The following is a 22,459-nucleotide window of genomic DNA, read 5'->3' on the forward strand; positions in this document are numbered from 1 at the left end:
CGCTTGCGTGTTTTGCGTTAGGCTTGCGTTCATGACACGACGACTTGCTCAGGTGGCTAAGAAGGTTGGGGTCAGCGAGGCAACGGTCAGCCGTGTCCTCAACGGAAAGCCCGGCGTCTCCGATGCGACCCGGCAGTCGGTTCTCACCGCCCTGGACGTCCTCGGGTACGAGCGGCCGACCCAGTTGCGCGGGGAGCGGGCCCGGCTCGTCGGTCTGGTGCTCCCCGAGTTGCAGAACCCGATCTTTCCCGCGTTCGCCGAGGTCATCGGGGGAGGGCTGGCCCAGCAGGGGCTGACTCCGGTGCTGTGTACGCAGACCCGGGGCGGGGTGTCGGAAGCCGACTACGTGGACCTGCTGCTCCAGCAGCAGGTCTCCGGCGTCATCTTCGCCGGCGGGCTGTTCGCGCAGGCCGACGCTCCGCACGAGCACTACCACCAGTTGGCGGAGCGGAAGATCCCTGTCGTGCTGGTCAACGCCGCCATCGAGGGGCTCGACTTTCCTTGCGTGGCGTGCGACGACGCGGTCGCGGTCGAGCAGGCGTGGCGCCACCTCGCCTCGCTGGGGCACGAGAGGATCGGGCTGGTCCTCGGCCCCCCGGACCACATGCCGTCGCGCCGCAAACTGGCGGCCGCCCGGGTGGCCGCCGAGGTGGCGGGCACGGTCTGGGAGGACGCTCTCGTGCAGCGGTCGATCTTCTCCCTGGAGGGCGGCCAGGCGGCGACCGCACGGCTGCTGGACGCGGGGGTCACCGGCATCGTGTGCGCGAGCGACCCGCTCGCGCTCGGCGCCATCAGGGCCGCGCGCCGGCGGGGGCTGTCCGTTCCCTCGCAGGTGTCGGTCGTCGGCTTCGACGACTCGGCGTTCATGACGTGCACGGAACCGCCGTTGACCACGGTGCGCCAGCCCATCGAGGCCATGGGCCGCGCCGCCGTCGATCTGCTCTGCACCCAGATCCAGGGCACCGCCGCGCACCCCGGCGAGCTCCTCTTCGAGCCGGAGCTGGTGGTGCGCGGCTCGACGGCTCCGCCGCCCGCCGCGTGATCCTCACCGTCTGACGCCGCGTCGCCCCACGGCGCCGGTGTCGTTGTCGTTTCCGCGACAGTGTTCTGTCGTGAACCTGACGGAACCGTTGACAAAGTCTTGACGTCGGAGAAACCTATCGACTCAGCGTTGCAAGTGAGTCACAAAAATGCTCAATAGATCGACTCAATGGCGCCATCCCTCAACCAAGTCATGCTGGGCTTTCGGCATGCCGCCCCGTCGCCCCGAGCTGTGGCGACGAGTCCCGCGCCGTGCCGTGCCCGGAGTGCGGAGAGGCCACCATGAGACGCACACATCCGAGCAGACGCCTGGGTATCGGTCGGCCGGCGGCGGGTCCGACGGCCGTCGGACCGCTCCCCGTCCCGGCGCACGCCGCGGCCGAGAGAGCCCCCTCCTGGAGAGCACGATGGCTGAGCGCCGTGCTCGTGACGTGCCTGCTGGCCCTGGGCGGCCCCCTGATGACCGCCCAGGCCGCGGGCGGACCCGACATCGCACTGGGCGACGCCGCTTCGGCGAGCAGTGCCAACAGCGGGTACGCCGCCGCCAACATCACGGACGGCGACCAGGGTTCGTACTGGGAGAGCGCGGGCGCCGGCCTGCCCCAGTGGGTCCAGGCCGACCTCGGCGGCAGCGAGCGCATCGACGAGGTCGTCCTGAGACTGCCCGCCGGCTGGGAGAGCCGCACCCAGACGCTCGCCGTCCAGGGCAGCGCCGACGGCACCACCTTCGCCACCCTGAAGGCCTCCGCCGGCTATTCCTTCAGCCCCGCTGCCGCGAACACCGTCACCATCGACTTCGCGGCCACCCAAGCCCGTTACGTCCGTGTCGCCGTCAGCGCCAACACCGGCTGGCAGGCGGCCCAGCTCTCCGAACTCGAAGTCCACGCCGCCGGTGAGTCCTCCGCCGACCTCGCGGCAGGCAAGACCCTCAAGGCCAGCAGCCACACCGAGGGGTACACCGCCCCCAACGCCAACGACGGCAACCGGGCCAGCTACTGGGAGAGCGCCAACAACGCCTTCCCGCAGTGGCTGGAGGCCGACCTCGGCGCCTCCCTCGCGGTCGACCGTGTCGTCCTGAAGCTGCCCGCCGGCTGGAGCGCCCGCAGCCAGACCCTCAAGATCCAGGGCAGCACCAACGGCACCGACTACACCGACCTCTCGGCCTCCCGGGCCTACGCCTTCACCGCGGCCGCCGACAACACCGCGACGATCACCTTCGACTCCACCACCACCCGCCACGTCCGCGTCCTGGTGACCGCCAACACCGTGCAACCCGCCGCCCAGATCTCCGAGTTGGAGATCTACGGCCCGAGCAGCGGCGACACCCGGGCCCCGACCGCCCCCACCGGCCTGGCGTACACCCAGCCCGCCACCGGCCAGATCAAGCTCACCTGGACCGCCGCCACCGACAACGTCGGCGTCACCGGCTACGACATCTACGCCAACGGCACCCTGCTCACCGGCGTCGCGGCCGATGTCACCACGTTCACCGACAGCCGTCCGCCCGACCAGACCGTCTCCTACCGCGTCCGCGCCCGTGACGCCGCCGGCAACCAGTCCGGCGACAGCAATACCGTCACCCGCATCGGCGACGCAGGCGACACCCAGGCACCCACCGCCCCCGCGAACCTGGCGTTCACCGAGCCCGCCGGCGGCCGGATCAAGCTGACCTGGACCGCGTCGAGCGACAATGCCGGCGTCACCGCCTACGACATCTACGCCAACAACACCCTCAGGGACAGCGTCGCCGGCACCGCCACGACATTCACCGACACCCAGCCCGCGACCAGCACCGTCACCTACTACGTCCGTGCCAAGGACGCGGTCGGCAACCAGTCCGGCAACAGCAACACCGTCACCCGCAACGGCACCGGCGGCACCGGCTCCAACCTCGCCGTCGGCAAGCCGATCGACGCCTCCTCCACAGTGCACACCTACGTCGCCACGAACGCCAACGACAACAGCACGGCCACCTACTGGGAGGGCGCCGGCGGCAGCTACCCGAACACCCTCACCGTCAAACTCGGTGCCAACGCCGAGGTCGACCGCCTCGTCCTGAAACTGAACCCCGACGACGCCTGGTCGGCCCGCACCCAGACCATCGAGATCCTCGGCCGGGAGCAGAGCGCCTCCGCGTACACCGGCCTCGTCGCCGCGAAGAGCTACTCCTTCGACCCGGCGAGCGGCAACACGATCACGATCCCCGTCAACGCCCGCACCGCCGACGTCAGGCTCCGGTTCACCGCCAACTCCGGTGCCCCGGCAGGCCAGCTCGCCGAGTTCCAGGTGATCGGCGTCGCCGCCCCCAACCCCGACCTGCTCGTGACCGACCTGACCACCGCACCCGCCGCGCCGGTCGAGTCCGACTCCATCACGGTGACGGCCACCGTCCGCAACGCCGGCCCCGTCGCGGCCGGGGCGAGCAAGCTGGCGGTGCGCCTGGGAGACACCAAGGTCGCCTCCGCCGACGTCGGCGCCCTCGCGGCCGGCGCGCAGACCACGGTCAGCGCCTCCATCGGCCGCCGGGACGCGGGCTCCTACGAGCTCAGCGCCGTCGCGGACGACACGGACGTGGTGATCGAACAGAACGAGACCGACAACACCTACACCCGCCCCACCGCACTCGTGGTGAAGCCGGTCGCCGGCTCCGACCTGATCACCACCGCGGTCGCCACGACCCCGTCCAGCCCCTCGGCAGGAGACACCGTCTCCTTCAAGGCGACCGTGAAGAACCAGGGCACCGAGCCCACCACCACGGGCAGCCACGGCGTGACCCTCACCCTCCTCGACAAGCAGGGGAGCACGGTCAGGACCCTGACCGGCGCCCACGACGGGATCCTCGCCCCCGGCGACTCCGCCGTCGTGACCCTGGGCCCCTGGACCGCGGCCAACGGCACCTACACCGTCAAGACCGTCCTCGCCGCCGACAGCAACGAACTGCCGGTCAAGCGCGAGAACAACACCGCCACCCAGTCCCTGTTCGTCGGACGCGGCGCCAACATGCCCTACGACATGTACGAGGCGGAGGACGGCACGACCGGCGGCGGCGCCACCGTCCTCGGCCCCAACCGCACCGTGGGCGACCCCGCGGGCGAGGCCTCCGGACGCAAGGCCGTCCGCCTGGACGCCACCGGCGAATACATCGAGTTCACCACCCGCGCCACCACCAACACCCTGGTGACCCGCTTCTCCCTCCCGGACGCACCGGGCGGCGGCGGAACCGACTCCACCCTCGACCTCTACATCGACGGCACCTTCAAGAAGGCCGTCCCGCTCACCTCCAAGTACGCCTGGCTGTACGGCGCCGAGGCATCCCCCGGCAACTCACCCTCGGCAGGAGCCCCCCGGCACATCTACGACGAGGCACACCTCCTGCTCGGCGAGACCGTGCCCGCGGGCAGCAAGATCCGGCTCCAGAAGGACACCGCCAACACCAGCACCTACACCATCGACTTCATCAACCTGGAACAGGTCGCACCGGTCGCCAACCCCGACCCCGCGACGTACACCGTGCCCACCGGCTTCACCCACCAGGACGTGCAGAACGCCCTCGACAAGGTGCGCATGGACACCACCGGCACCCTCGTCGGCGTCTACCTCCCGCCCGGCGACTACGCGACATCGAGCAAGTTCCAGGTCTACGGCAAGGCCGTCAAGGTCGTCGGCGCCGGCCCCTGGTACACGCAGTTCCACGCCCCGACCACCCAGGACAACACCGACATCGGCTTCCGCGCCGACGCGACCGCCAAGGGCTCGCTCTTCAAGGGCTTCACCTACTTCGGCAACTACACCTCGCGCATCGACGGACCCGGAAAGGTCTTCGACTTCGCGAGCGTCACCGACATCACCATCGACGACGTCTGGAACGAGCACATGGTGTGCCTCTACTGGGGCGCCAACACCGACCGCGTCACCATCAAGAACTCGCGGATCCGCGACATGTTCGCCGACGGCATCAACATGACCAACGGATCCACCGACAACCTCGTCACCAACAACGACGCCCGCGCCACCGGCGACGACAGCTTCGCGCTGTTCTCCGCCATCGACGCCGGCGGCGCCGACATGAAGAACAACGTCTACGAGAACCTCACCTCCACCCTGACCTGGCGGGCCGCGGGCATCGCCGTCTACGGCGGCTACGACAACACCTTCCGCAACATCCACATCGCGGACACGCTCGTCTACTCCGGCATCACGATCTCCTCGCTCGACTTCGGCTACCCGATGAACGGCTTCGGAACCGGGCCGACGACCTTCGAGAACGTCTCGGTCGTCAGAGCGGGCGGTCACTTCTGGGGCGACCAGACCTTCCCCGCCATCTGGCTCTTCTCGGCCTCGAAGGTCTTCCAGGGCATCCGCGTCAACCACGTGGACATCGTCGATCCCACCTACAGCGGCATCATGTTCCAGACCAAGTACACCGGCGGCCAACCCGAGAACCCGGTGAAGGACACCGTCTTCAACGACATCTCCATCAGCGGCGCCCGCAAGAGCGGCGACACCTGGGACGCCAAGTCCGGCTTCGGTATCTGGGCCAACGAACTCCCCGAACCGGGCCAGGGCCCGGCCGTGGGGGAGGCCACCATCAACTGCCTGCGCATGCGCGACAACGCCCAGGACATCCGCAACACGACAGCCTTCAAACTCACCGTCAACCCCTGCTGAGGCGGGTGCCCTGGTAGAACAGTGCGCCGTGGGCACCCAGGAGCGCGGCCGAAAGGTGTACCGGCCGCTGCGGCGGGCCGGACTCGAGGTGATCCCGGACGCCGTTCCGGACGGCACGATCCCGTTCGTCGTCGGTTACCGTGCCGAGGACGTGGCCGGCGGCTTCTCCCACCGGTACGACACCCCACGGCTCGTCGAGCGGCTCAACGAGGACTGGTACGACCTCGCCGTCTCCACGGGTCTTCTCGACGACCGGCGCGAGTTCCTCGTCCAGCTTCCGCAGGGCACCCGCACCCACCGGGCCGCCCTGCGGAACCTGCACGGCGACAGTGCCTCACCGGCGCTCTGGACCCGGGTCCGGCTCCTGGACCCCTGGGACATCATGGGCCGGGGCGCGGCATCGGCGTTCCTCGGCATACACGCGGGCCATCCGGGCTTCGCCATGATGGCTCTCGACAGCAGCGTGTACATCACCGCCTCGACGGGCGAGACCGGCGTCGACGTGTTCGCGGTGCGCCACCCGGACCGCTCGGAGAACATCGTCCAGCACCTGGAGGGGATCGTTCTGCGCGACAGTCCCGATGTCTATCGCGAGTTCAAGGAGCGGATCGCGGTCTGGCTCGCGGGCAGAACCGAGCGCCCGCCGTCATGAGAGCGGCCGCGCCCGACGCTCCCGTGACATGGGTCCGGACCCTTGAGGGGGATCTTGGTCGAGGGCGGTAAGAAGGCGTGGGACCAGGGGGTTTGAGTCGGTCTTCCGCCAGGCGACGGCGACTCGGGTGCGGGTGGTGTGGGGATCGAGCCTGCGGAAGGCAACGCCTTTGAGGCGGATACGGCGGATGCACTCCGGGGCCAGTGACACACCCAGCCCGGTCTCCACCAGGGCGCAGACGGTCTGCCATTCCACGGCATGCTGCGCCACCCGGGGCGTGAAGCCCGCCGTGACGCACAGGCTGGTGATCTGGTCGTACAGCGACGGGCCGGCCGCGCGCGGCAGAAGCACGAAGGGCCAGTGCGCCAACTGGTCGATGCGGACGGTGCGTTGCGCTGCCAAGGGGTGCGCGGACGGCAGTACGGCCACGAAGGGCTCGGTCAGCACGGTGGCGAACGCGAGTTCCGTGTCGTCGGCGGGCGGTTCGCGCAACAGGCCGATGTCGATCGACTTGTCGCGCAGAGCGGCGAGTTGCGGGGCGGTGGTCATTTCCTGGATGTCCAGTTCCGCGGCGGGGAACCCTTCCCGGAAGGTTCGCAGCAGGCCGGGCAGGACGGTCAGGGCGAGGGAGGCGGCGAAGCCGATCCGCAGCCTGCCGACCCTGCCGCTGCCGACGTCTCGGGCCGCCGCGAGACCGTCCGCGAGGCCGGTGAGGGCGTGCCGGGCGGCAGGAAGGAGTTCCCTGCCTGCCGGGGTGAGGGCGACAGGTCCCGGTCCGCGGCTGAACAACGGGTGACCGACCGTGCGTTCCAGACGCCGGATCTGCTGGCTCAGCGGAGGCTGGGCGATGCCCAGGCGCATGGCGGCGCGGCCGAAGTGGAGTTCTTCGGCGAGCACGACGAAGGCGTGCAGTTGCTGAAGAGGAAGTTCAGGGCGTTCCATACGCTCAGGGATATCACCTCATACCTGAGGCTGTATTAGACGTATCGGTGCTGCTCACCTAGCGTTCGGCGCATGACGGAGCGACGTTCCATCCTCAGCGGTTCGACGTTCGAAGAGCGCATCGGCTATGCCCGTGCCGTCGTCGACGGCGACTGGGTCCATGTGTCCGGGACGACCGGGTTCGACTACGCGACCATGACGATCTCCGACGACGTGGTGGAGCAGGCCGAGCAGTGCCTGCGCAACATCGAGGCCGCGCTGGCCGAGGCGGAGTGTGCCTTCGCCGACGTGGTGCGCGTGCGTTATCTGCTGCCTGACCGGGCCGACTTCGAGCCCTGCTGGCCCGTACTGCGACGGGCCTTCGGCCAGGTCCGCCCGGCCGCCACGATGCTCATGTGCGGTCTCTCCGATCCCCGTATGAGGATCGAGATCGAGGTGTACGCGCGACGGGCCACGGCGTGACCTGTATCCCTCGACCGATGCGTCCCCGCCACGAAAGGACACCGGATCGTCGTGCCCACCCTTCCTCACAGTGACGCCGTGACCGGTCACCCCGAAGCACTTGCCACGCCCGTCGAAGCCTTTGAACCCCCCTACTACGTGGCTGTCTTCACCACGGTGCGAACCGAGGACCAGAGCGACTTCAGCGAGACGAATGCACGCCTGGAAGACCTGGTCAAGGACCTCCCCGGATACCTGGGGATGGACCACGCGCAGACCCCCGGCGGCCTGGGCATCACCGTCAGCTACTTCCGTGACGCCGACGCCCTCACACAGTGGCGGACCAACGCCGAGCACCGCGCGGCGCAGAAGCGCGGGCGGGCCGACTGGTACCAGAGCTACACGCTGCATGTCGCGAGGGTGGAGCGGAGCCACGGGTTCACGCGAGCGTAGGCCCGGCGGCCCTGCCTCATGCGGTGGCCAGCACCGCGATGAACCCGGCCAGTGCCGCCAGCAGCCCGAGCCATGCCAGCGCATGTACTGTCCGCGGAGCCTTCTTCGTGAGGCGCTCCATCACCTGGTACATCGCGGAGACGATGAGCAGCGCCGCCGTGACATGCAGCAGCACCGCCAGGCTCACCCCCACGACCGCGCCGGCTCTCCAGAAGCGACCCCAGGTCACCGACCAGACCACCGAGAACACGATCGCCGCCGTCAGACCGCCGACGAGTTCCACCCACCAGGGCCGGTCGCCCATCCACCACAGGCCGCCGAGCCAGGAGACCTCGACGTCGAAGAGGTCGAGGGTCGCCCAGGTACCGAGGACCAGGATTCCCAGACCCGTCACTCCCACGATCAGGCGGTAGCGCCACTTGAGCCACGTCGACCAGTTCGTTCCCTCACCGCGCAGCATGGTCGCCATCGCTACCGCCGACCAGATCAGCCACCGCCGGATCAGCGCGGTGCCGGCGTCCGCCAGCGCATCGCGCAGTACACGGTCGGCTTCCGCACGCCACACGACCTCCCCGTCGGTCGAGGTGTACTCCGGAGTGCCCTCCGGGTGGCTCAGTCCGTCGTGCAGCAACGTGGCCGGGAGATGCTCGCCGGTCTTCGGCACGAGCCAGGTGAGGAACGTGGGCACCGAGGTCAGGTCGGTGTGGAACGTACCGGTCTCCCGGGGTACCAGGAGCTCGCCCAAGTGCCGGTCGCGGTAGGCGATACGGCGCTGCATCATGAAGCACTCGCGGCCGTCCTCGACGATCCGCTCGAGTTCGATGCGGGCATCGGAGCCGGGGTCGGGCAGGACTTCCGGCTGTCCCGGTGAAGCGTCGATCCCCCCGTCGTAGAACCGGCGCGGTTCCTGCGCGATCGGGTTACTGCCGTCAGGTACAGCCATGGAGGCCTCCCTCTTGCCAGACGGGTTCCCCGTCCATATTCCCGCCGCCCACCTGCCCCTACTCACCCTCGTCACGGTCAGTCACCCGGATGCCCTCACCGCCGGACCCGCCGTACTCCTCCTCGGCCTCCACGCCACCCTCGCGGCGCATCACCGTCTACGGCACCACCTACCGATGGAGACTTCGCGGACGGCCGACCTACGACCAGGCAATGGTGTGGGCGCCCCTGACCTATGCGGTCGAGTACGCCGAGACTCCCGGCGCGGCACTGGTGGTCACCACCGACCAGCCGCACCCGAGCAACTGGTTCGAGACCTACGCCGGCCCCGTCCTGCCCTCTGACGTCGCCGACAGCATTCGCATCGCGCGCGCCCAGGGCCGGACACCCGAAAGGGCCGGCAGCGGCCCCCGTTCCTGTAATCCGTTGACGGGCACACCGCCCAGCTTCGACGATCAGGCGCATGTCCGCCGCCTTGGCGCCTCTGCGCCACCGCCCGTTCCGTCACCTCTTCATCGGTACGACGGCCAACCTGCTCGGCAACGGGGTGGCGCCGATCGCCCTGGCCTTCGCCGTGCTCGACGCCACCGGCTCGGTCGGCTCGCTCGGACTGGTGGTCGGCGCCCACTCCCTCACCGGGATCGTCTTCCTGCTGTACGGCGGGGTACTGGCGGACCGGCTGCCGCGCGGCCCGCTGCTGGTCGGCAGCAGCGTGGTCAGTGCCGTGAGCCAGGCGGTGATCGCCGCCCTGGTCCTCACGCATAACGCCGCCATTCCCCTGCTCATGGCGCTCGCCGCGGTCAACGGGGCGTCCAGCTCCTGCTACCAGCCCGCCGCCCAGGCCCTGCTCCCGCAGACCGTGCCGCCCGAATCGCGCCGCGGAGCCCTCGCGCTCTCCCGGATCGCGGGCAGCAGCGCGACGATCGTGGGCGCCTCGCTGGGCGGCGTACTGGTCGCCGCGGTCGGCCCGGGCTGGGGCCTGGCCGTCGACGCGCTCAGCTTTGCGCTCGCCGCCGTGTTCTTCGCGCTGGTCCGTGTCCAGGTCGCGCCACCCGCGCCCAGCGCCGGTCTGGTGTACGAACTGCGCGTCGGCTGGCAGGAGTTCACGTCCCGCAGCTGGGTGTGGGTGATCGTGGTGGCCTTCTGCTTCCTCAACGCCGGTGTCACCGCCTCGTACACCGTCCTCGGCCCGGCCGTCGCCGACACCACCGGAATCGGCCGCACAGGCTGGGGACTGGCCGTCGCCGCGGGCTCGCTCGGCGCGGTCGCCGGCGGCGTACTGTCGCTGAGATGGCGGCCCCGGCGTGCCATCCTCGTCGGCTGCGCGCTGATGAGCCTGACGGCGACGATCCCGTTGCTGCTCGCACTCGCCCCGTACACCTGGGTGCTGGTCGTGGCCAACTTCGCAGCGGGTGTAGGCGTCGAACAGGCCGGCGTCGCCTGGTACTCGACCCTCAACGAGCAGATCCCCGAAGACCGCCTTGCCCGCGTCTACGCCTACGACGACCTCGGCTCCTACCTCGCACTCCCGCTCGCCCAATTCTCTGCCGGGCCCGCCGTACTCCTCCTCGGCCTCCACACCACCCTCTACGCCGCTGCCACGCTCATCCTCCTCGCCACCCTCGTCATGGTCGCCACCCCCTCCATCCGAGCACTGGCCCCGACGACTGAAAAACCGCTACCCGCCGCCTCCGAGGAACCAGTGCCTCGATGAACTCGCCCCGCTTGCGCGGCCTGGTTCGTCAGGGCTCGACACCTTGCTGCTGACAGGTCCGTTCAGGGGCCGAGGACGAGGTCGGTGGACGAAGGCGGTGTCGTCGCTGGTGCTGCCGTTGCCGAACAAGCGCACCAGCGTGTAGTGAGAGAAGGGGGGCCTCGGTGCGGTTGACGAGGTAGAGCTTGGCCATCGGAGTGAAAGGCAGGGCCCGGAAGGCGATGTCGATGCCGTGGGTGTCGCGCAGCGAGACCAGTGCGGAACGCAGGCCCTGTCCGTAGGCATTGCGTTGAGCGAGCCAGCGTTGATTGAGAAGATCTCCCTAGCCATCGGTGTACGAGACGGGGATGGGGAAGGCCAGGTGGATGTCCCGGCTGGGCAGCAGGACGCGCACGGTGACGCTCCGTGGCCGCACCTCGCCGGTGTGCACGGCGTGGATCGGACGGCCCATGGCGATGGACAGGGCCTGCCCGCTCAGGCACACGGCATCGAGGGTCACCTCGTCCGCGGTGAACGCCGCGGTGAGCAGCTCACCCAGCGCGGCGATGGCCGACCCGGACGCCGACGGCGGCACGGGCCGCGCGGCCGGGCCGGTGTCGCGACGGGAGGCGGCTTCGAGCAGCCCTCTCCAGTGTGCGGCGGAGGGCGGCGCCTTGGCGGCCCACTCGGACAGCTGCCGGACCACCTTCAGCAACTCTGAGGCCTCACGCGGGAGATGGTTGCCCCGTAGCCAGTCGCTGAGAGTGGCCACGGGGACGCCGGTCGCGGCCGTGCGGATCTGAGCCTGCTGCAACAGGCTGCCCAACTTCGTCCGGAGATCAGGTCGGGGCCGCCGAGCAGAGTTTCGGGCATGGGCTCCAACTGCCCTTCTTGATGACGTTCGTTCGGAACTTCCGACCCGGAAGAGCAGTCCAGGTCGCAGTATGCCGACTTTGCCGACCTCCTCCGACGTCCCTGCAGTTGGCCGGCCGCGAGCGCGTGAATGTCAGATACAGCCGTGCTGTTCGCTACCGTCCGTCGCTATGTCCGCGCACGTGCGCCGCGCGTCCCCCCATCCGGACTTTGTCCTGTGTGTGGAAAAAGAAGCGCCGTACTCATGCCTAAGTACTTCCCAGTCTGGAAAATCGTTGTTACGTTCCTCTTCAACAGCCTGACGGTGCAGTCGGGGAGAGGAGGGTTCGTGCGACGGATGACTGCTCGACCTGAGAACGCGCATCAGGCGCGGCTGCTTCGGCTACTGCGTGACAACGGATCCAACTCCCGTGCTCAGCTGGGTGATCTGGTGGATCTGTCCCGTTCGAAGCTGGCGGTTGAAGTGGACCGCCTGCTGGAGACGGGGCTGGTTGTCGCGGACGGGCTGGCCCCGTCCAGGGGCGGCCGGCGGTCGCACAACATCCGGCTCGCGCCGACGCTGCGGTTCCTCGGTGTCGACATCGGTGCCACATCCATCGATGTCGCCGTGACGAACGCGGAGTTGGAGGTCCTGGGGCATCTCAACCAGCCCATGGACGTCCGGGAGGGTCCGGTCGCGGTCTTCGAGCAAGTGCTGTCGATGGCGGCGAAGTTGAGGGCGACGGGGTTGGCGGAGGGGTTCGACGGGGCCGGTATCGGTGTCCCCGGGCCGGTGCGTTTCCCCGAGGGTGTTCCGGTGGCTCCGCCGATCATGCCGGGCTGGGACGGTTTCCCGGTCCGGGAGGCGCTCAGTCAGGAGCTGGGCTGTCCGGTCATGGTCGACAACGACGTGAACCTGATGGCCATGGGGGAGCAGCACGCGGGTGTCGCGCGTTCGGTGGGTGACTTCCTGTGCGTCAAGATCGGTACGGGTATCGGTTGCGGCATCGTCGTGGGCGGTGAGGTCTATCGCGGTACGACGGGCAGTGCGGGGGACATCGGGCACATCCAGGCCGTGCCCGACGGCCGTCCCTGTGCCTGTGGCAACCGGGGTTGCCTGGAAGCCCACTTCAGCGGTGCGGCCCTCGCCCGGGACGCCGTCGACGCGGCCCAGCAGGGACGCTCCGCCGAACTCGCCGCCCGGCTGGAGGCCAACGGCACCCTGACCGCCATCGACGTCGCCGCCGCGGCCGCCGCCGGCGACGCCACCGCCCTCGACCTCATCCGTGAGGGCGGCAACCGCACCGGCCAGGTCATCGCAGGCCTGGTCAGCTTCTTCAACCCCGGCCTGGTGGTGATCGGCGGCGGTGTCACCGGGCTCGGGCACACCCTGCTCGCCGCGATCCGCACCCAGGTCTACCGCCAGTCGCTGCCTCTCGCGACCGGCAACCTGCCCATCGTTCTGGGGGAGTTGGGCCCCACCGCCGGAGTCATCGGCGCGGCCCGACTGATCAGCGACCACCTGTTCTCACCCGCGTAAACCCGACCCGGCCTCAGCACTCGAACCGGCCTCAGCACCCGAACTGGCCTCAGCACTCGACCCGGCCCGCGTAAGCCCGCAGAGGCCTGCCCAGTCCACAGCGGCCCACCAAGTCCTCGCAAGCCACTGGTCCGACGCACTTCACCGGCACAACTCGCTGCCTCGCCCTGCCCTGAAACGGCCCGCACGCCAGCCGAGGGGAACCACACATGGCACCAGAAGCTCCGCTGCTCACCATGTCCGGCATCACCAAGTCGTTCCCCGGAGTCCGGGCTCTCGACGGCGTCGACCTCGACGTCCAGGCCGGTGAAGTGCACTGTCTGCTCGGCCAGAACGGGGCCGGCAAGTCGACCCTCATTAAGGTCCTGGCCGGCGCCCACCAGCCCGACGAGGGCACCATCACCTGGCGCGGCGAGCCGGTCACCCTGCGCTCGCCGATCGCCGCCATGCGCCTCGGCATCGCCACCATCTACCAGGAACTCGACCTGGTGGAGCACCTGTCGGTCGCCGAGAACGTCCACCTCGGCCATGAACCGACGGCGGTCGGCTTCGTCGTACGGGGCAAGGCGGCCCGTGCGTCGACCGCCTCGCTGCTCAAGCGACTCGGGCATCCGGAGATCGACCCGGCCCGCCTGGTGGGCGAGTTGTCGGCGGCCCAGCAGCAGATCGTCTCCATGGCGAGGGCGCTCTCCCACGACGTACGGCTCATCGTGATGGACGAACCGTCCGCCGCCCTCGACCCGGACGAGGTCGACAACCTCTTCCGGATCGTCGGCGACCTCACCGCGGACGGCGTCGCCGTCGTCTACATCTCCCACCGCCTCGAGGAGATCCGGCGGATCGGCGACCGGGTCACCGTGCTCAAGGACGGACGGGCCGTCGCGGGCGGGCTGCCCGCCGAGTCGACCCCGACCCGTGAGGTCGTGGCGCTGATGACGGGACGGAACGTGGAGTACGTGTTCCCGGACCGGCCCGCCTCGCCCCCCACCGGCACACCGGTTCTGGAGGTCCGCGGCCTCGGCCGGGAGGGCGAGTTCGCACCCTTCGACCTCACCCTGCACCCCGGCGAGATCGTCGGACTGGCCGGTCTCGTCGGATCCGGCCGATCCGAAATACTGGAGACTGTATACGGTGCACGGAAGCCGACCTCCGGGCAGGTCCTGGTCGACGGCCGACCGCTCAGGCCCGGCAGCGTCCGCGCCGCCGTCAACGCCGGACTCGGCCTCGCCCCCGAGGAACGCAAGGCGCAGGCCCTGCTGATGCTGGAGTCCGTCACCCGCAACGTCTCGGTCTCCTCCATGTCCCGCTTCTCACGCGGCGGCTGGATCGACCGCGGCGCCGAACTCGGTGCGGCAAGGGCGGCGACCCGCGAGCTGTCGCTGCGGCCCGACAACCCGTCCGCCCCGGTCCGCACCCTGTCCGGCGGCAACCAGCAGAAGGCCGTCCTCGCCCGCTGGCTCCTGCGCGGCTGCCGGGTGCTGCTCCTCGACGAGCCGACCCGCGGCGTCGACGTCGGTGCCCGCAGTGAACTGTATGCAGTCGTCCGTCGACTGGCCGACGAAGGCCTGGCCGTCCTGCTCGTCTCCAGCGAGGTGCCCGAAGTCCTCGGCCTCGCCGACCGCGTCCTCGTACTGCGCGAGGGCCGTGTCGTGCACACAGCCCCCGCCCGCGAGCTCGACGAACACCGCGTACTCGACCTCGTCATGGAAGGAAGCCCGGCGTCATGACGCAGCACGTCTCCCCGCCCCGGGACGGCACCGGAAAGACGGCCCCCGTGGACCGATCCGCCGCCTGGCGCGGCCTGCTGGCCCGAGCCGATGTCCGCACCCTCTCCCTGCTCGGGGTCCTCGCCGCCCTGATCGTGGTCGGCGGGATCACCAAGCCGGACGAGTTCCTCGACACCCGCAACCTCCAACTCGTCCTCACCCAGGGCTCGGTCATCGGCGTCGTCACGGTCGGCATGACCTTCGTGATCATGTCGGGCGGCATCGACCTGTCCGTCGGCGCGATCGTCGCCCTCGCCTCCGTGTGGGCGACCACCGTCGCCACCCAGGAGTACGGCTTCGGCGGCATCCTCCTCACCGCGGTCCTCGTCGGCCTCGGCTGCGGCCTGGTCAACGGACTGCTCATCGCCTACGGCGGGATGGTCCCCTTCATCGCGACGCTCGCCATGCTCGCCTCGGCGCGCGGTCTCGCCCTCCAGATCACCGACGGCAAGACACAGATCGTCACCGTCGACAGCGTCCTCGACCTCGGGCTGCGCGACGCGTACGTCCTCGGGATCCCGCCGCTCGTCATGGTCTTCGCCGTCGTCACGATCATCGGCTGGCTGGTGCTCAACCGCACCACCTTCGGCCGCCGCACCGTCGCGGTCGGCGGCAACGCGGAGGCCGCCCGGCTCGCCGGTATCGACGTTCGCCGCCAACGCCTGTACCTGTACCTGCTGTCCGGGCTGTGCTGCGGTATCGCCGCGTTCATGCTGATCGTGCTCGCCGGCTCGGGCCAGAACACCAACGGCAACCTCTACGAGCTGGACGCCATCGCCGCGGCGATCATCGGCGGCACCCTGCTCAGCGGCGGCCGCGGCACCATCACCGGCTCCGTGCTCGGGGTCCTGATCTTCACCACGATCACCAACATCTTCGCCCTCAACAACCTGCAGAGCGACGTCCAGCAGATCGCCAAGGGCGCGATCATCGTCGCCGCCGTGCTGGTCCAGCGCCGTACCGCAAGCACGACCTGAGGAAAGGGTTCACCGCCATGACACAGCTCCCCACACGCAGAGGACTGCTCTTCGGGGCCGCCGCCGTATCCGCGGGTGCCGTCCTCGCGGGTTGCACGAGTAACGAGTCGGACGACGAGCCCGCCGCGAACGACCAGCCGGCCGCCGACGACAAGCCGGGCAAGGCCGTCACCATCGGCTTCGCCGGACCGCAGGCCGACCACGGCTGGCTCAACGCCATCAACGACAACGCCAAGTCCCGCGCCAAGAAGTACTCCGACGTCACCCTGGAGATCACCGAGGGCTCCAACGACACGGCCGCGCAGATCGGTCAGATCGAGACCCTGATCAACAAGAAGGTCGACGTCCTGGTGGTGCTGCCCGCCGACGGCAAGGCCCTCACCCAGGTCGGACTCCAGGCGATGCGCGCGGGCATCCCGGTCGTCAACCTCGACCGGATCTTCAACACCCCGCAGGCGTACCGCTGCTGGATCGGCGGCGACAACTACGGCATGGGCCTCAACGCCGGGCACTACATCGGCGAGAAGCTCAAGGGGAAGTCGGACGCCCGCGTCATCGAACTGGCCGGCCTCGACAACCTGGAGCTGACGCAGCAGCGCACCAAGGGCTTCGACGACGCGCTGAAGAACTACCCCAACATCAAGAAGGTGGCCCGCCAGGCGGCCGAGTTCACGGTGGAGTCGGGTCAGGCCAAGATGGCCCAACTCCTCCAGGCCCAGTCGAAGTTCGACGCGCTGTGGAACCACGACGACGACCAGGGCGTGGGTGCGTTGCGCGCCATCGAGCAGGCCGGGCGCGACGACTTCCTGATGGTCGGCGGCGCGGGCGCGCTCTCCGCGTTCCAGGCCATCAAGAAGGACGACGGCGTCCTCAAGGCGACCGTCCTCTACCCGCCGACCATGGCCGCGTCCGCGATCGACCTCGCCCGCGCCCTGGGCCAGGGCAAGGGCGTCGGCGGCCTCGCCGAGTTCGAGATCCCGGCGTCGCTCACGCTCTACTCGGCCGTCGTCGACAAGACCAACATCGACCAGTACATGTCCACCGGCTTCAAGTGAGGCGTTCCGCCCGACAGGCCGGTCAGGCCCGTCGGGCGGGAGGCACCCCCCACCGCGCCACGACGACGAGGAGGACATTCCGCATGGCACAGCCGCAGCAGTCAGATGAGGCCGGGAAGCCGCCACTCAGGGTGGGCATGGTCGGCTACGCCTTCATGGGCGCCGCCCACTCCCAGGGCTGGCGCACCGTGGGCCGCGTCTTCGACCTGCCCAGGCAGCCGGTGCTGTCCGCGATCTGCGGGCGCGATCCGGCAGCCGTGCGGGCCGCGGCCGACCGGCACGGCTGGGCGGCGGCCGAGACCGACTGGCGTGCGCTGATCGCCCGGGACGACGTCGATCTCGTCGACATCTGCACACCCGGCGACAGCCACGCCGAGATCGCCGTCGCCGCGCTCGCCGCGGGCAAGCACGTGCTGTGCGAGAAGCCCCTCGCCAACACGGTCGAGGAAGCCTCGGCGATGGCCGAGGCGGCCGAAGAGGCGTATGGGCGCGGGCAGTTGTCGATGGTCGGCTTCAACTACCGTCGGCTGCCCGCCACCGCGCTCGCCCGGAGCATGGTCGCCGAGGACCGTCTCGGGCAGTTGCGGCATGTGCGGGTGACGTACCTTCAGGACTGGCTGGTGGACCCGGAGTTCCCGCTCACCTGGCGGCTGCGCAAGGAACACGCCGGCTCGGGCTCGCTCGGCGATCTCGGGGCGCACATCATCGACCTCGCCCAGTACCTGGTGGGGGAGCGGCTCGCGGGGGTGTCCGCCCTCACGGAGACCTTCGTCCGGGAACGGCCCCTGCCGGTGGGCGCCACCAGCGGGCTGTCCGCCGTGTCCGCCGCCGGCACCGGCCAGGTCACCGTCGACGACGCCGCCCTGTTCACCGGCCGCTTCACCTCCGGCGCCCTCGCCTCCTTCGAGGCGACCCGGTACGCCACCGGCCGCAAGAACGCCCTGCGCATCGAACTCAACGGGGAGCGCGGCTCGTTGGCCTTCGACCTGGAGCGCCTCAACGAACTCTCGTACCACGACGGCACCGAGCCCGCCGCGCACGCCGGCTTCCGCCGCATCCTCGTCACCGAACCCGACCACCCCTACCTGGACGCCTGGTGGCCGCCGGGCCACGGCCTCGGCTACGAGCACAGCTTCGTCCACCAGGCCCGCGACCTCGTCCACGCCGTCGCCGAGGGCCGCCGCCCCGAACCGTCCTTCACCGACGGCCTCCAGGTCCAGCGTGTCCTCGCGGCCGTCGAGGAGAGCGCCGAGAAGAACTCCGTCTACACACCCATAGCAGTCTGAGGAGGCGGAACCGACATGCCGCGCACATTCACGCTCTTCACCGGCCAGTGGGCCGACCTTCCCCTCGAAGAGGTCTGCCGTCTGGCCCGCGACTTCGGCTATGACGGCCTCGAACTCGCCTGTTGGGGCGACCACTTCGAGGTCGACAAGGCCCTCGCCGACCCGAAGTACATCGCCTCGCGCCACCAACTCCTGGAGAAGTACGGCCTGAAGTGCTGGGCCATCTCCAACCACCTCGTCGGCCAGGCCGTCTGCGACGCCATCATCGACGAACGCCACCAGGCCATCCTGCCGAGCGAGGTATGGGGCGACGGCGACCCGGAAGGGGTCCGGCGGCGCGCGGCGGAGCGGATCAAGGACACCGCGCGGGCCGCGGCCGCCTTCGGTGTCGACACCGTCATCGGCTTCACCGGATCGTCGATCTGGCACCTGGTCGCCATGTTCCCGCCCGCCCCCGAGTCGATGATCGAGCGCGGCTACGAGGACTTCGCGACCCGCTGGAACCCCATCCTCGACGTCTTCGACGAGCAGGGTGTGCGGTTCGCGCACGAGGTCCACCCCAGCGAGATCGCCTACGACTACTGGACGACCGTCCGCACCCTGGACGCGGTCGACCATCGACGGGCGTTCGGCCTCAACTTCGACCCCAGCCACTTCGTCTGGCAGGACCTCGACCCCGTCGGCTTCCTCTGGGACTTCCGCGACCGCATCTACCACGTGGACTGCAAGGAGGCCCGCAAGCGCCTCGACGGACGCAACGGCCGCCTCGGCTCCCACCTGCCCTGGGGCGACCCGCGCCGCGGCTGGGACTTCGTGTCCGCCGGACACGGCGACGTCCCCTGGGAGGACGTGTTCCGGATGCTGCGCTCCATCGACTACCAGGGCCCCATCTCGGTCGAGTGGGAGGACGCCGGCATGGACCGGCTCCAGGGCGCCCCCGAGGCACTGAAGAGCCTCAAGGCCTACGACTTCGAGCCGCCGTCGGCCTCCTTCGACGCGGCGTTCGGCAACTGACGATCTGTCAACTCCCCGGCCTGACAGCGCACCCCGTCCTGGAGGCATTCGTGCACGGGCAAGACAGCATCACCGGTACCGACAGAAGCGAGACCCACAGACGACGCCCGTCCTTGCGCGTCCGCGCAATCAAGGTCCGCGCAATCAAGGTCCGCACATTCAAGGTCTGCACGTTCGGCGTCGGCACGTTCGAGGTCGGCACCTTCGCCACCGGCTGACAGGAGGTACGCCATGCGCGCAACCAGCCGACTCACCACGGCAGTTGTCGGAGCCGCCGTGCTCCTGGGCTGCGTCTCAGGGCCCGCCGCCTCACAGGGCGGGCACGACAAAGAACGGGTGCTGGTCTTATCCAAGACGGCCGGCTTCCGGCACGACTCCATCCCCGACGGCGTCGCCGCCCTGAAGCAGCTCGGCGGGACGAGCGGCTTCACCGTCGATGCCACCGAGGACGCCGGCGCCTTCACCGCCGGCAACCTCCGGCGCTACGACGCGGTCGTCTTCCTGTCGACGACCGGCGACGTCCTGGACGCCGCCCAGCAGAAGGCCTTCGAGGGCTACATCCGCAAGGGTGGTGGCTACGTCGGCATCCACGCCGCCGCCGACACCGAGTACGACTGGGCGTTCTACGGCGGCCTCGCCGGCGCCTACTTCCAGTCGCACCCGGCGATCCAGCCCGCGACGGTCGTCGTCGAGGACCGCTCCCACCCGGCCACCTCGGCACTGGGGCAGACCTGGAACCGGACCGACGAGTGGTACAACTACCGCTCCAACCCCCGGGAACGGGCCCATGTCCTCGCCTCGCTCGACGAGTCGTCGTACACCGGCGGCACGATGAGCGGGGACCACCCGATCGCCTGGTGCCAGAACTACCAGGGCGGCCGTGCCTTCTACACGGGCGGCGGCCACACGAAGGAGTCGTACGCGGATCCCGCCTTCCGGCAGCATCTGGTCGGCGGCATCCTGTATGCGATCGGCGAGGCGCAGGCCGACTGTCGACCGGAGAACGGATACCGTCCGCTGTTCGACGGCACCGCCCAGTCGCTGGACGGCTGGCGGCAGGCCGGCCCGGGCTCCTTCACCCTGGACGACGACGGCACGATCACGTCGACCGGCGGCATGGGGATGCTCTGGTACGCCGCGTCGGACTTCGGCGCCTACTCGCTGAAGCTCGACTGGAAGACGGCCGGCGACGACAACTCCGGTGTGTTCGTGGGCTTCCCGCCCTCGGACGACCCGTGGTCGGCCGTGAACAACGGGTACGAGATCCAGATCGATGCCACGGACGTGCCCGAGAAGACGACCGGGTCCGTCTACGGCTTCCGCTCGGCCGACCTCAAGAAGCGCGACCGCGCTCTGAACCCGGCGGGGGAGTGGAACACGTACGAGATCCGCGTGGAGGGCGAACGGCTGCGCGTCCGGCTCAACGGCGTGCAGATCAACGATTTCACCAACACCGACCCCGCCCGCAGCCTCATCGACGGGCACTTCGGCATCCAGAACCACGGAGCCGACGACCAGGTGTCCTTCCGGAACGTCCGGATCAAGGAACTGCCCGTCAAGGGCGGCTGAGCGGCGGCGGGCGGGGGACGCCGGATCTCCGCCCGCCGTCTCTTCCACCCCTCGACAGGGGTTCCCCTCGGGGGGTTCACACACGACGCGTTCGAGAAGGAGGCTGCCCATGTCCGCGTCCGTTTCCTCGGCACGCGTCGACGTCCGGCTGATCGGGGCGCGCGGCTCCGCCGCCACGACCGTCGTCACCGGCCGCGCGGCCCTGCCGGCTCTGCCAGCCCTGTCGTCCCTCGTCTTCGGCGGCCACGACACGATGGACTGTCCTCTGCCCGAACGGGCCGAAGCACCGGCCGCCGACGACGTGCTGCCCCTGGGCCCGCTCGCCGAACCGGGCTTCTCCTCCCAGGATCCGGTGGGGAGCGCGCCGACGGCGCTGGGGGAGCAGCACGGGGCCCTCGTCGGTCTCGCGCGGCGGTCGGGGACGAGGGACACCGGATCCCCGACCGGTTCCCCGACTGGTGAGGCGGCCGGAGGCGGGCCCGGGACCCGGACCCGGACCGACGAGCGGAGCGTGGCGAGGCCTCCGGACGGTGTCGTCCGCGCCCGGCATCGTGGGGAACAGCGGTGAGCCGCGGGAGGCGCCCGGTCTCGCCGAGGCCGGATGACACCGTCCGCGAGGAGGCTGGGCCTCGCACCGGCCGGGAATCCGCCGCCCCCGCCCGATCCCGCAGTGTCACCCCCCTCCGCTTCGGCTACGGAACCAACGGCCTCACCGACCTCCGCCTCGACGACGCCCTCGCTCTCCTCGCCGACCTCGGCTACGACGGCCTCGGCCTGACCCTCGACCACATGCATCTGGACCCGCTCGCCCCGGACCTGGCCGCCCGCACCGGTCGCGTCGCCCGACGGCTGGACGCGCTGGGCCTGGGCGTCACCGTGGAGACGGGCGCCCGCTATGTCCTCGACCCGCGCCGCAAACATGGCCCCTCCCTCCTGGACCCGGACCCCGACGACCGGGCCCGCCGCGTCGACCTCCTGATCCGTGCCGTCAAGGTCGCCGCCGACCTCGGCGCGCACGCCCTGCACTGCTTCAGCGGGATCACCCCGACCGGCACCGACCAGGACACGGCCTGGAAACGCCTCGCCGAAAGCCTCACCCCGGTCCTCGACGCCGCCGCCACCGCGGGTGTGCCCCTCGCCGTCGAGCCCGAACCCGGCCACCTCCTCGCCACCCTCGCCGACTTCCACCGGCTGCGCGGGGAACTCGGCGACCCCGAACCCCTCGGCCTGACCCTCGACATCGGCCACTGCCAGTGCCTCGAACCGCTCCCGCCCGCGGCCTGCGTCCGTGCCGCCGCCCCCTGGCTTCGGCACGTCCAGATCGAGGACATGCGCCGCGGCGTCCACGAACACCTCCCGCTCGGCGACGGGGAGATCGACTTCCCTCCCGTTCTCGCCGCCCTCGCCGACACCGGCTACCAGGGACTCACGGTCGTCGAACTGCCCCGCCACTCCCACGCGGGCCCGCACTTCGCCGAACAGTCCCTCCCCTTCCTGCGCCGAGCGGCGGCCACCCACGCACCCCCTGGCGATCCCTCCGCCACCCCCGAAGGGAGCACCGTATGACC

Annotated in this window: 18 protein-coding genes and 1 pseudogene; 16 read left to right on the top strand and 3 right to left on the bottom strand. The window is 69.9% G+C overall.

Annotated elements, in window-relative coordinates:
• Positions 1-31: 31 nt before the first annotated feature.
• From HLK59_RS23540 to HLK59_RS23550, 3 genes are all read left to right on the top strand, one after another.
• Positions 32-1,042: a LacI family DNA-binding transcriptional regulator gene (locus tag HLK59_RS23540; protein WP_171143490.1), complete on the top strand. Its 1,011-nt coding sequence runs from the start codon at positions 32-34 to the stop codon at positions 1,040-1,042.
• A 419-nt stretch (positions 1,043-1,461) separates the two neighbouring features.
• Positions 1,462-5,709: a discoidin domain-containing protein gene (locus HLK59_RS23545; RefSeq protein ID WP_346779807.1), complete on the top strand. Its 4,248-nt coding sequence runs from the start codon at positions 1,462-1,464 to the stop codon at positions 5,707-5,709.
• A 28-nt stretch (positions 5,710-5,737) separates the two neighbouring features.
• Entirely contained in the window at positions 5,738-6,361 is a 624-nt protein-coding gene (locus tag HLK59_RS23550) for a hypothetical protein (protein ID WP_171143492.1), read from the top strand.
• Here the strand turns inward: HLK59_RS23550 and HLK59_RS23555 are convergent.
• Complete coding sequence (locus HLK59_RS23555) at positions 6,356-7,303, bottom strand: LysR family transcriptional regulator (protein ID WP_171143493.1); 948 nt, start codon at positions 7,301-7,303, stop codon at positions 6,356-6,358. The genes HLK59_RS23550 and HLK59_RS23555 overlap by 6 nt on opposite strands.
• Positions 7,304-7,375: 72 nt before the next feature.
• Between HLK59_RS23555 and HLK59_RS23560 the strand changes: the two genes are divergently transcribed.
• The gene (locus HLK59_RS23560) at positions 7,376-7,765 is read left to right on the top strand and encodes a RidA family protein (protein ID WP_171143494.1); all 390 of its coding nucleotides are present in this window, start codon (positions 7,376-7,378) and stop codon (positions 7,763-7,765) included.
• A 78-nt stretch (positions 7,766-7,843) separates the two neighbouring features.
• Complete coding sequence (locus HLK59_RS23565; protein WP_171143495.1) at positions 7,844-8,197, top strand: antibiotic biosynthesis monooxygenase; 354 nt, start codon at positions 7,844-7,846, stop codon at positions 8,195-8,197.
• A 16-nt stretch (positions 8,198-8,213) separates the two neighbouring features.
• Here the strand turns inward: HLK59_RS23565 and HLK59_RS23570 are convergent, their stop codons facing one another.
• Positions 8,214-9,140, bottom strand: coding sequence for a DUF1353 domain-containing protein (locus HLK59_RS23570; protein WP_171143496.1), 927 nt, complete (start codon positions 9,138-9,140; stop codon positions 8,214-8,216).
• Positions 9,141-9,602: 462 nt separating this feature from the next.
• Here HLK59_RS23570 and HLK59_RS23575 point away from each other — a divergent pair, with 462 nt between their 5' ends.
• Positions 9,603-10,853: an MFS transporter gene (locus HLK59_RS23575; RefSeq protein ID WP_171143497.1), complete on the top strand. Its 1,251-nt coding sequence runs from the start codon at positions 9,603-9,605 to the stop codon at positions 10,851-10,853.
• Between the two features lie 322 nt (positions 10,854-11,175).
• Here the strand turns inward: HLK59_RS23575 and HLK59_RS23580 are convergent, their stop codons facing one another.
• A complete protein-coding gene (locus HLK59_RS23580) occupies positions 11,176-11,646 on the bottom strand; it encodes a hypothetical protein (RefSeq protein WP_171143498.1) in 471 nt (156 codons plus the stop codon).
• Between the two features lie 396 nt (positions 11,647-12,042).
• Here HLK59_RS23580 and HLK59_RS23585 point away from each other — a divergent pair, with 396 nt between their 5' ends.
• The 10 genes and pseudogenes from HLK59_RS23585 (at position 12,043) to HLK59_RS23630 (ending at position 22,457) form a co-directional block, all read left to right on the top strand.
• Positions 12,043-13,224, top strand: coding sequence for an ROK family transcriptional regulator (locus HLK59_RS23585; RefSeq protein WP_171143499.1), 1,182 nt, complete (start codon positions 12,043-12,045; stop codon positions 13,222-13,224).
• 209 nt (positions 13,225-13,433) lie between these two features.
• Positions 13,434-14,951 (top strand): sugar ABC transporter ATP-binding protein, encoded by a 1,518-nt coding sequence (locus HLK59_RS23590; protein WP_171143500.1) that lies wholly within the window; start codon positions 13,434-13,436, stop codon positions 14,949-14,951.
• Entirely contained in the window at positions 14,948-15,967 is a 1,020-nt protein-coding gene (locus HLK59_RS23595; protein ID WP_171143501.1) for an ABC transporter permease, read from the top strand. The genes HLK59_RS23590 and HLK59_RS23595 overlap by 4 nt, the downstream gene beginning before the upstream one ends.
• A 17-nt stretch (positions 15,968-15,984) precedes the next feature.
• On the top strand, positions 15,985-17,022 hold the full coding sequence (locus HLK59_RS23600; protein WP_171143502.1) for a substrate-binding domain-containing protein: 1,038 nt from the start codon (positions 15,985-15,987) through the stop codon (positions 17,020-17,022).
• 83 nt (positions 17,023-17,105) lie between these two features.
• A complete protein-coding gene (locus HLK59_RS23605; RefSeq protein ID WP_171143503.1) occupies positions 17,106-18,308 on the top strand; it encodes a Gfo/Idh/MocA family oxidoreductase in 1,203 nt (400 codons plus the stop codon).
• 15 nt (positions 18,309-18,323) lie between these two features.
• The gene (locus HLK59_RS23610) at positions 18,324-19,322 is read left to right on the top strand and encodes a sugar phosphate isomerase/epimerase family protein (RefSeq protein ID WP_171143504.1); all 999 of its coding nucleotides are present in this window, start codon (positions 18,324-18,326) and stop codon (positions 19,320-19,322) included.
• A gap of 50 nt (positions 19,323-19,372) precedes the next feature.
• Positions 19,373-19,540: a hypothetical protein gene (locus tag HLK59_RS51205; protein WP_240982604.1), complete on the top strand. Its 168-nt coding sequence runs from the start codon at positions 19,373-19,375 to the stop codon at positions 19,538-19,540.
• Positions 19,541-19,553: 13 nt separating this feature from the next.
• Positions 19,554-20,891 carry a ThuA domain-containing protein gene (locus HLK59_RS23620; RefSeq protein WP_171143506.1) on the top strand — a complete coding sequence of 446 codons (1,338 nt, stop codon included), beginning with the start codon at positions 19,554-19,556 and terminating at the stop codon, positions 20,889-20,891.
• Between the two features lie 109 nt (positions 20,892-21,000).
• A pseudogene (locus HLK59_RS23625) lies at positions 21,001-21,207 on the top strand (myo-inositol-1-phosphate synthase); the annotation flags it as partial.
• 248 nt (positions 21,208-21,455) lie between these two features.
• Entirely contained in the window at positions 21,456-22,457 is a 1,002-nt protein-coding gene (locus tag HLK59_RS23630; protein WP_171143507.1) for a sugar phosphate isomerase/epimerase family protein, read from the top strand.
• Positions 22,458-22,459: the final 2 nt, after the last annotated feature.

The sequence above is a fragment of the Streptomyces sp. S3(2020) genome (assembly GCF_013044505.1).
GTDB lineage: Bacteria > Actinomycetota > Actinomycetes > Streptomycetales > Streptomycetaceae > Streptomyces.

What these genes read in the sequence shown, in the direction of transcription:
- HLK59_RS23540 (WP_171143490.1), top strand. Translation starts at nt 32, where the DNA reads ATGACACGACGACTTGCTCAGGTGGCTAAGAAGGTTGGGGTCAGCGAG.
- HLK59_RS23555 (WP_171143493.1), bottom strand. Translation starts at nt 7,303, where the DNA reads ATGGAACGCCCTGAACTTCCTCTTCAGCAACTGCACGCCTTCGTCGTG.
- HLK59_RS23560 (WP_171143494.1), top strand. Translation starts at nt 7,376, where the DNA reads ATGACGGAGCGACGTTCCATCCTCAGCGGTTCGACGTTCGAAGAGCGC.
- HLK59_RS23570 (WP_171143496.1), bottom strand. Translation starts at nt 9,140, where the DNA reads ATGGCTGTACCTGACGGCAGTAACCCGATCGCGCAGGAACCGCGCCGG.
- HLK59_RS23575 (WP_171143497.1), top strand. Translation starts at nt 9,603, where the DNA reads ATGTCCGCCGCCTTGGCGCCTCTGCGCCACCGCCCGTTCCGTCACCTC.
- HLK59_RS23585 (WP_171143499.1), top strand. Translation starts at nt 12,043, where the DNA reads ATGACTGCTCGACCTGAGAACGCGCATCAGGCGCGGCTGCTTCGGCTA.
- HLK59_RS23590 (WP_171143500.1), top strand. Translation starts at nt 13,434, where the DNA reads ATGGCACCAGAAGCTCCGCTGCTCACCATGTCCGGCATCACCAAGTCG.
- HLK59_RS23595 (WP_171143501.1), top strand. Translation starts at nt 14,948, where the DNA reads ATGACGCAGCACGTCTCCCCGCCCCGGGACGGCACCGGAAAGACGGCC.
- HLK59_RS23600 (WP_171143502.1), top strand. Translation starts at nt 15,985, where the DNA reads ATGACACAGCTCCCCACACGCAGAGGACTGCTCTTCGGGGCCGCCGCC.
- HLK59_RS23605 (WP_171143503.1), top strand. Translation starts at nt 17,106, where the DNA reads ATGGCACAGCCGCAGCAGTCAGATGAGGCCGGGAAGCCGCCACTCAGG.
- HLK59_RS23610 (WP_171143504.1), top strand. Translation starts at nt 18,324, where the DNA reads ATGCCGCGCACATTCACGCTCTTCACCGGCCAGTGGGCCGACCTTCCC.
- HLK59_RS23620 (WP_171143506.1), top strand. Translation starts at nt 19,554, where the DNA reads ATGCGCGCAACCAGCCGACTCACCACGGCAGTTGTCGGAGCCGCCGTG.